7 protein-coding genes are annotated in these 9,092 nt (G+C 60.9%); all 7 read right to left on the bottom strand.

Translation table 11 applies throughout. The annotated features are described in order from the left end of the window. Window positions 1–436 precede the first annotated feature (436 nt). Window positions 437–1,315 (bottom strand): LysR family transcriptional regulator, encoded by an 879-nt coding sequence (locus tag PQR08_RS31320; RefSeq protein ID WP_250487725.1) that lies wholly within the window; start codon window positions 1,313–1,315, stop codon window positions 437–439. A 234-nt stretch (window positions 1,316–1,549) separates the two neighbouring features. Next, window positions 1,550–3,184: a class I adenylate-forming enzyme family protein gene (locus PQR08_RS31315; protein WP_250487724.1), complete on the bottom strand. Its 1,635-nt coding sequence runs from the start codon at window positions 3,182–3,184 to the stop codon at window positions 1,550–1,552. Beyond that, on the bottom strand, window positions 3,184–3,981 hold the full coding sequence (locus tag PQR08_RS31310) for an enoyl-CoA hydratase/isomerase family protein (protein WP_250487723.1): 798 nt from the start codon (window positions 3,979–3,981) through the stop codon (window positions 3,184–3,186). The genes PQR08_RS31315 and PQR08_RS31310 overlap by 1 nt, the downstream gene beginning before the upstream one ends. Before the next feature lie 51 nt (window positions 3,982–4,032). Next, on the bottom strand, window positions 4,033–4,821 hold the full coding sequence (locus PQR08_RS31305; RefSeq protein ID WP_250487722.1) for an enoyl-CoA hydratase/isomerase family protein: 789 nt from the start codon (window positions 4,819–4,821) through the stop codon (window positions 4,033–4,035). Between the two features lie 637 nt (window positions 4,822–5,458). Then, the gene (locus PQR08_RS31300) at window positions 5,459–5,857 is read right to left on the bottom strand and encodes a hypothetical protein (protein WP_408163516.1); all 399 of its coding nucleotides are present in this window, start codon (window positions 5,855–5,857) and stop codon (window positions 5,459–5,461) included. A 39-nt stretch (window positions 5,858–5,896) separates the two neighbouring features. After that, complete coding sequence (locus tag PQR08_RS31295) at window positions 5,897–7,861, bottom strand: RICIN domain-containing protein (RefSeq protein ID WP_250487720.1); 1,965 nt, start codon at window positions 7,859–7,861, stop codon at window positions 5,897–5,899. Between the two features lie 25 nt (window positions 7,862–7,886). Then, on the bottom strand, window positions 7,887–8,546 hold the full coding sequence (locus PQR08_RS31290) for an SCO family protein (RefSeq protein WP_250487719.1): 660 nt from the start codon (window positions 8,544–8,546) through the stop codon (window positions 7,887–7,889). Between the last annotated feature and the right edge of the window lie 546 nt (window positions 8,547–9,092).

Here is a 9,092-nt window from a genome sequence, read left to right as displayed (position 1 = left end):
CTAAGGCATGGCCAACGAACTGCGAGTCGGCGAAGCGATCTTTCTTGGCACGTCGCCGGGCCGGCCGGCCGTTCACACCGACCTTTTCAGCGATGCATTTGTTTATTCTGGGGAGATACTAGAGATCAAGGATAAACCACGCTACTGCGACGGTCGGAATACCGAAACGATGAAGCGGGCGGTCGTGAACTTCGGCTCGTTGAACACCGTGCCTGAAGGGCTCCGGTGCCTGGATCGCGGCGCAAGGTATATCGGGAGCACGTCCGACTACACAGTGTTTGACGTAACCCGATGTGAGCGGCCATTGAAAGCCGGAGACGTGCTGAGATTCATCCCTGACTACGAAGCGCTTGCGCAGTGCCTGATCTCACCGTACAACCTCCATGAGATCAGAGACCGTGCGTCATTCACCCCGGCGCGGTGATTGTCCAGATACTCAGTTGCTGCCGCCAAAGTCAGCAGCCTTATGCTGCGCCTGTGTCCGAATATACTGCGCCAGTGCTTTGACACCTGGCAATTTGCGAGTTCCTTCGTGCGTGACCAGCCATAAAGGCAGCACAGGCGCTTTGGTCGTGAATGGAATACGCACAAGGTTCGCCGAGCTGTTACCCACGATACAGGCCAGCAGCGCGATACCTAACCCGTTCTCAGCCGCAAGATAACCGAAGCCCAGGCTATCGGACGATATCGTGCATTCGTGCGGCGCGAAACCATTCAACCAGACCGATGGCTCGAATCTGGCAAGCTTGCCGGACATCCCTATGAAGCTATGCTTCGCCAGATCGCGGTCACTTCCGGGTAGCCCGTGTACACGGACGTATTCCTTCGATGCATAGAGTCCGAAACCAACGCTGGCCACTCGCGTCGCATAAAGAGAGTCCGGACCTGGAGAACCGAGCCGGAGCGCCACGTCCGCCTCGCTCTTGCCAAGGTCGATCGACTGATTGCTGATGATCAGCTCGACTCTGGCGCCAGGGTTGGCCTCCAGGAAGCCAGGCAACAGGCCGCAGATCCAGTATTGCCCGATCCCTTCGCTGGTGGACAGTCGAACTACGCCGGTGCCGATATCGGATGCTCCCGACGCCAGTCTATGAAGTTCGACGATACTGGTTTCGATGACTGATGCACGGTCGCAAATATGTCGTGCGGCCTGGGTGAGGACCAGGCCACGTGTCGAACGCAGAAAGAGCGAACAACCCAGCAATCCTTCCAGCTCGGTGATCTTGCGACCAACCGTGGGCTCGCTGACCGCCAACCGCTCTGCCGCACCCGAAAGGCTGCCAGCCTCCGCTGCCGCGACGAAGAAACGGTACAAATCCCAATCGACCGCTCGTTCACGAACTGGCCGCTTCGATGCTGTAAGCGCTGCCCCTGCGGAGTCCCTGCCGCCTGACCCGCCTGAAACTGATGACATAGACCGTTGTTCCCGATTGCACCTCGCCCCCGGAGCTGACGTCACCGGCAGCCCTTTCCTGTCGACCGACTAACGCATGCGCCGGCACGGAAAACCTTCTTTCCGTGCCGGACAAGCGCTCATAGAATTATTCTTTCACCTTTCAGGAAACGATTTGACGCTGGTCAGGATGTCTTGCGCGTCTTGCCTCAGCTTGCGTTTATCGATTTTCCCGGCCAGATTTCGCGGCAGCGCTCCGATCAATGCGATCCGCCTCGGGACCTTGTAGTCAATCAGCTTCTCGCGGCAAAACTGCACCAACTCCTGGACGTCAACGTCTGCTTCATCCCTGACTACCGCGAACGCAAAGACGTCTTCCCCAAGTTTCGGATGCGGCACCGCAATGACTGCCGCATCCTTCACGGCCTTGTGCTGAAGAAGAACGTTCTCGACCTCCACCGATCCGACCTTGTGCCCTCCTCTTACGATCATGTCTTTTGAACGATCGACGTGAAAGAAGTACCCGTTGTCATCCCTGTACCCAATATCACCCGTGTGAAGCCATCCGCCCGACAAGGCACTCGCGGTTGCCTCGGGATCGCGGTGATAACCCTTCATCACACTGGGTCCACGAATGAGAATCTGTCCCCGTGTTCCCGGTTCGACATCGGCATCCTTCTCATCCACGATCCTCATCTGGCTCAAGACAGGCTTCCCGATCGAACCGTGATGCTCCGAAAACTCATCGGGAGACAGATAGGATCCAACCGTTGCGGACTCGGTCATTCCATAGATCTGCCCCAGTCTGATCCACGGAAATACCTTGTTGACGCGCTCCAGTGTGGATACGGTAATGGGCGCGGAACCGAAACAGAACAACCTGACTGTGTCGAGTGAATGCCGCTGCGGCACGAACTGCTCCGTCATGAAGATGATGATCGACGGCACCACCGCGAGCACCGTGGTCCCTTCAGCGCGAGCCCGCGCGAACGTGACCTCCGCGTCGAAGGGTGGATCGATGATCAGCGTCGTGCCGGCAAAGAACGGACCCATGCGCGAGACGAACGCCCCGGCACTCGTGGTGAGCGGAATGGGTGTCTGCACGATGTCATCAGCACGGATACCCCACCCCCTGGCCATTGCAGCGCCACCGGCGACGCTGTTCGCGTGTGACAGCACGACCGCCTTCGGTTTTCCGGTCGTGCCCGACGTCATGACGATATAGGCGTCATCTGACGATTTGGGGCGTGGATGAGATGCACCCAAAGCCCTCTTTGGCGCAAGGAGCAGTTGCCAGTCGAGGATGCCCGTCTCGCCTTGCCTGTGAACTTCGAAAATCGGTCCCACTGCCGGCAACTGCGAACCCAATGCACGAATCTCCGCGACGACCTCCTTCCCGGCAACCACTGCCCGGCATTCGGTCAAATCCAGCGCGTGCCGCAATTCGTCGCGCTTCGAGCCGGGATTGATCAGGACCGCGACCGCACCCAGGCGCGCGCACGCGAGTTCCGTGAGTACGAATTCATAGGCTGCGGCGTTCCCGAGCACGATGGCAACGCGATCGCCCGGCACGATGCCGTGGTCACGCATTCCAGCCGCCACGTCCTCGGCCCGACTGGCGAGTTGTTCGTATGTCAGCCGCTTGATCGTGCCATCGAGCGAGCATGCAACGAGCGCGAGCTTGTGCGGTTGCCGGCTCGCATGCCCCCAGATGATCTCGACCGTCGTTTTCCACTCGATGTCCTCGGGCAACGGGACAACAGCGTCATGCGGGTTGTCTTGGGTAGCCATCACGACGCCTTGTTGAAAACGGGTTTGCGCTTGCTGCGAAATGCGGCAACGGCCTCGCGGTGATCCTCCGTGTAGTTGGTCAGCAGTTCATACCCGAGACTCGCGTCGAGAATCGAAGACGCAAGCTGCTTCAAGCCGATGTTGACCGACGCTTTGGTCCACCGAATGGCCTGACGCGCCCCGGCGTGCAGTCGATCCACGAATTCGTCGACGCGTGCGTCGAGTTCGGCCGCCGGCACGACATGATTGATCAGCCCCATCCGGGCCGCGTCCGGTGCCGGGATCAGGTCACCCGTCATGAGATATTCCTTGGCGCGGGCATAACCGATGAGTTGCGGCCAGATTACCGCGCCGCCGTCGCCGGCGACGAATCCCACACTGACGTGCGGATCGCCAAACTTTGCGCTCTCGTGCGCGAAGATGACGTCGCAGAAAAGCGCCAGGGTCGCGCCGAGGCCCACGGCTGCGCCATTGACTTTGGCGATGATCGGCTTGTCGCATTCGAGCATCGACATGATGATGCGACGCGCGTCCGTCCCGGCCTTGTGGTATTCGGCCGGGACGTCGATCATTTCCTGCAGCCAGTCGAAATCGCCGCCTGCGCAGAAGGCGCGTCCCGTGCCCGTCAGAACGATGATGTCGGACTCCTCGTCGCGTGCGGCATCGAAGAAAACGCGGCTCAGCTCTTCGTGCAGGACGCCGTCGACCGCGTTGAGCGCTTCTGGCCTGTTGAGCGCAATGGTGAGGATGCGGCCTCGGCGGGAAAAGGAAAGGTTCTTGTACGCTTCGAAGTTCATTTGTGTCTCCAGGATTCAGGAAGTCGTTTCGGGTTACCTAAGGTATCCTGACTATCTACCAATAAATTTTGCTCGTTCCGCGAGGCTGCGAACGCCGTGCTCGACGATCACATCGACGGCGTGTTGCATGTCGGTCGACGCGAACAGCGGCGTGGCAGCGTCGAGGACATGCTGGTCCGCTTCGTCGAGACCCGAAGTGAGGTACTTCCTGATGAGCGCCTTGCCGACAGCGTGCGACGCGGTCGGCCCGGCCGCGAGAATTTTGGCGTACTTCATGACTTCGTCGTTCAACTGGTCGTCGGGAACGACACGGTTCACGATGTTCCAACGCTCGAGCGTGCGCGCGTCATACTGCGAACCGCTAAAGACCATTTCCCTGGCGCGCGCCGCACCGGCCCGTGCCGTGATTCGTTGAATCCCGCCGAGCAGCGTGCTCGTGCCGATCATTGCTTCGGTTTGTCCCAGTCGTGCCGATTCACCCGCCCAGATGAGGTCGCAGGCAAGCGCCAATTCCATTCCTGCCGCCAGACACAGCCCCTGTACTGCTGCGATCGTGGGGAAAGGCAGCGTTTCGAGCTTTCTGATGACCGGCAGGTATAGATCAAACATCTCGCGTGCCGCCTTGGTCGACACGCCACGAAAGATCTTCACGTCGGCGCCGCCGGAAAAGTAAGGGCCTTCGGCACGTACGACCAACGCGCGAATCGATGACTGGTACGCGGCGTCAACCGCCGCTTTCCAGTCTGCGAGGAGTTCTCGGTCCCACAGGTTGAGCGGGGGATTGTTCAGCGTCAGGACGCCAACATCACCGTCTCGGGAAAAACTAACCACTGCCATCATCGTCTCCTGAATTGGCTTACGGGGTACGGATGATGGTATAGGGGCAGCCCCATCACAAGAACGGTCAACGGCGCAGGACAGCTGTACATTTATGAACAGCCCGTTTTGGCAGTTGCGATTGCGTGCGCGGCGTCTTACAAAGGATCGGCTCAATTATGCCCGCCTCCTTTAGCTCAAAAGCTTGCTCGACGGCTTCAATGGGCTTATTGGAAGGAGCGAGAATGTCATCAGCTGCCGCTTCCCTAAGGGAAGCGCCTCAAGCATTTCATGCGCTTGACTGAGGACCGTTACGTTCAGGACGTACACCACCAGAATTCGCTTCGGCCGTGAGGGTCAACGTCGCTTCTGTGCTATCGACCGGTTATTCAAATGGCATCCGTGTCGAGTCGGCGATTGACTGCAATTGGCCGACTACTACGGTACACAGAGAGCCCGCAGACCGCGAGCCAACTAGCACAAGACCAACGTCTGTCACCGACCCCGCGCAAGCCGTTCACGCCAGCAACGAGTTCGAGCAGCCTGCCCGTTCAGAAGGATCGCCGGGCCTGACGAGCGGAGCGTCGGCACTGTCGCTGGTTTCGACCAACCACGACGTGAGCGTGCCGGTCTCAGCGCAACTGAGCAATCGCACCCGCCCTCATCGATGCATGACGTATTGCCAAAGCGCCTGGCATTCGGTGTCGGCAATCCGGTAGTGCGGCATCGACTTGCGAAGCAGGACGCCCGCCGGGTCGACGCCGTCCTTCACGGCGCGGCAGAAAGCCGTCGCGTCATAGTGACTGATCGGCCCGCCGCGGCGGCTTGCGGCGCCGAGCAAGGCGTCGTGCGTCAGCGGCGGCGCGAACGCGGGTTTCGTCGATGTGCCCACATGGCAATTGACGCATCGCGTCGTAAAGGAAGGCAACGGGCGATCGTCGTCGCGCAGATGTGCGGTCATCGGATGTTGTCCGTTGAAGATTGCACAGCCCATGTCGGCGGATTCGCATGCGGTCTGCGCGCGCGCGAGCGGCGTCATCGCGACGAATGCGACGAGCATCCCTGCGGCCCGCGCTTCAAGGAAGCGGCGTCGGGCCATTCAATGCACGCGCAGCACACGCGAAACGCTCGGCACGCCGTTGGCGTTCAACGCGAACAGCATGTAATAGCCGGGGACCACGACGCCCGGATCGGAAGGAATGTTCAACTGAAACTCCCCCGCGGTGCCGACGCTGAACGTGAGCGGCACGCGCCGCTGCTCGTTGTTCAGCGAATGCGTGACCGATGAGGAACGCATCAGCACGAATGCGCGCGTGCTCCTGCTGGCCGTCACTACGATCGTCGTGCCGAGCTGCGCATCGCTCGGAACGGAGCTGAGAGTCGGACGTGACGCGGCCGATCCGTCGGCGTTGAGCAGATATGGCGGCGTCAATATCTCGATGTCGGTGTGATTGGTCGAACATGATCCGCACAGACCGCCGCCGCCGCTCAGCACACGTCCGTCGTTCAGCAGCAGCGCGACGCTGTGATAGGTGCGCGGCACGGCCTGCTGGGCGAGCGGGGAAAACGTGTTGGTCGCGGGGTCCCACAGCTCCGGGGTGAGGACCGCGTTGTTGTCCGAGAAGGGCTCGGCGAAGGTTTGTCCGCCAATCACGACGACCTGGCCGTTCGGCAGCACGACGCTGTTGTTGAACGCGCGCCGGTAACTCATCGGCGCGATGGTCTGCGTCGTCGCGTTGCCGCTGCTGATGTCGATGAGCGTCGCGTTGGCCGTGGCCGGCGACTGATCGTAGCTCGGCGCGCCACCGACCGCGAGAATCTTGCCGACGTCGTACATGACCGCATTGCCGTTCATCGCGTCGCCGTCGCTGCCACGGTTGCCGGCTGCGCTCACGTTGCCGTTGCCTGCCGTATCGAACCAGTGCATCGCCCGGCTCGGTCCCGCATGGAACACGCGTCCATTGCCGACCGCGAACATCCACGCGTGATTGTCGGAGCGAAACAGGCCTCTCGCGTCGTTCGTGAGGATGTAGTCGTCGAGGATCGCGCTATTGACCCGCCAGCCCGAACCCGAGGTCCACGTTTCGCCGGACTTTCCTCCGAGCCCTCCGCTCCACGAACCGCCCATGACGAACACATTGCCGTTGCTCAACGTCACGCTGCCCTGATAGCCGCGCGGGATGTTCATCTGATCGCTCGCGGTCCATGTGCCGGTCGTCGGCGAATAGATGCTGGTCTGTCGCACGCTCAATCCCCCGGTCACGAAGATGCGGCCATCGGGGAGATTGGAAATGCCGGGGCAGAACATGTCGTGCGCGGTATTGGTCACGATCATTTGCGAACTCGTGCCGTTCGATGGATTGAAGATCGCCGTGTAGGTCCTCGCCGGCGGATTCGCGCTGTCGGTGAAGTCGAGCGGGGCGTCGGCCGACCAGACGAGCACGTTTCCATTGGGCAGATTGGCGGCTTCCAGCGGAACGAGCGGCAACTGATAAGGCGTCGTCCACTTCGATGGCAATGCGGCATGCTGTATCGGCAGGCCGGCCACTTGCCACGTCTGTGTCGCGCTTGCGTTGCACACCTGCTGCGTCAACTGGATTCCTTGCGACGTCGTGCTCGATGCCGTCACGCACAAGCCGCTATGTCCCGCGACGATCGCATAGCCCGCGCCCTGCGGCGTCAACGAGAAGGTCTGATTCGTGCCGCCATTGCAGGTCCACTGGATGATGGGACCGCCCGGGCTCAGGCTTTGGCCCGACACGTCCATGCACAGGCCGCTGTTCTGATTGATGAGGTTGTATCGCGTGCCGGTAGCGGACGGGAACCATTGCTGATTCGCGCCGCCCGTGCAGGTCCACGAAATCACGGGCGCGCCCGGCGTTCTGGACTCGCCGCTGACGTCGGCGCACAGGCTGGTGCCGCTCAGCGTGATGGGCGCCGAGCTTTGCGCGCGGACGGCGTGCGGCATGCCCGCTAATGCCAGCGGCAACGCGACGAGCAGCAAGAAGCGCATGCATTGGACGAGCAGGCTGGACGCGTGGCTCGTCGAACGGATTGCAGGCATGGTTGCCCCCCGTACATGAAGCGGGTTACGTACGCGCGAGCGCGCCGAGTACATCGCAGATGTCTTCGACACGAGGAAGATCGGCGCTTCGCCAGCGCAACATCGCGTTGGCATCGAAGCAATAGACTTGCGTGGAATGGTCAGCGATGTCGCCGAGAGGCGCGTTGCTGCCCGACAGCGCCGCGCGCATCCGGTCCACATCGGCCAGTGCCGGCGTCGCCGCATTCCACGCGGAACTCGCCTGATAGCGCGCGAGCCACGCGCGTAATGCCGAGGGTGAATCCGAAAGCGGATCGATCCCGACCGACAGCAAACGCATGGGACGACGCGCGGGGATTTGCGCAATCCGTCCCTGAACCGCGCTGAACAGCGCGCCTTGCAAGGGACATATCGTGCCGCAACCCGTGTAGACCGTTTGCAGTGCGGTCACGCGCTGGTGCAGCAAGTCGCTGAGCAGACGCTTCTCGCCGGTCTGATCGACGAGCCAGGCATCGTCGAGACGAACGGGCGGCGTGACGAGTCCCAGATCGCCATGCTGCGCGAACGCGGGCGACGATACTGCACCAAGAGCCAGCGCGGCCATCTGGCAAAGCAGCGAGCGGCGAGCTGGTGATGGCGCAGGTGCATGCATGCCGGATGTAATGCTGTCGGGCATCGTTTCGCGGCTTTCCGAAATCGTCGTCATCGGCACGTTCATGATCCCCGGTGAGGGCTCTCAAGGTGAGACTTACATTTCGGAAATGCGCACAGTCAGGCGTTGCGATTTGCATGACCATTGCGTCAAAGATTAGCAGCCCAAATCGGCAATGAAAATTCGAAACACGAAATAAGTAGGTAAATATGTGCATTTGGACACATTCGTTTTTGTATCCCGGCAACGTATGGCCGACGGCGCTTTCGGGTTCGAAAGCGCACTGTAAAACCTGCGCGATTGCTTCCCTCCGCGATTTGCGATAGCTTTCAATCGGTAAAGAGCCTTCCACGTTGCCCGAACGTTCGGTGGCGAGACTGTTCCTGTTCTCCGTCACCATCCCGCAGGGCGCCCCGAGTCGCGAGCAAAGCTGACGCGCTCTTTTGTAAGCCAGGCTGATCGCTCGCCCTCCGTTTCTCGATGTTCAATAGCGGCCGATTGGCGTCACTCACTGCGCTCGACGGCTTCCTCGCCTCGCTGATGCGCTGGTTTGCGGGTAGACGCTGCTACGGGGCATCACGATTGCTCTGTTGCAGCACG

Source organism: Caballeronia jiangsuensis (assembly GCF_046030135.1).
GTDB lineage: Bacteria > Pseudomonadota > Gammaproteobacteria > Burkholderiales > Burkholderiaceae > Caballeronia > Caballeronia jiangsuensis.
Note: the sequence above shows the minus strand (reverse complement) of the source record. Positions and strands in the feature narration are given on the sequence as shown.

Bases quoted from the DNA above. Each gene is read 5' to 3' on its own strand.
- PQR08_RS31290 (WP_250487719.1), bottom strand. From the start codon at position 8,546: ATGACGACGATTTCGGAAAGCCGCGAAACGATGCCCGACAGCATTACA.
- PQR08_RS31300 (WP_408163516.1), bottom strand. From the start codon at position 5,857: ATGCTCGTCGCATTCGTCGCGATGACGCCGCTCGCGCGCGCGCAGACC.
- PQR08_RS31295 (WP_250487720.1), bottom strand. From the start codon at position 7,861: ATGCCTGCAATCCGTTCGACGAGCCACGCGTCCAGCCTGCTCGTCCAA.
- PQR08_RS31310 (WP_250487723.1), bottom strand. From the start codon at position 3,981: ATGAACTTCGAAGCGTACAAGAACCTTTCCTTTTCCCGCCGAGGCCGC.
- PQR08_RS31305 (WP_250487722.1), bottom strand. From the start codon at position 4,821: ATGATGGCAGTGGTTAGTTTTTCCCGAGACGGTGATGTTGGCGTCCTG.
- PQR08_RS31315 (WP_250487724.1), bottom strand. From the start codon at position 3,184: ATGGCTACCCAAGACAACCCGCATGACGCTGTTGTCCCGTTGCCCGAG.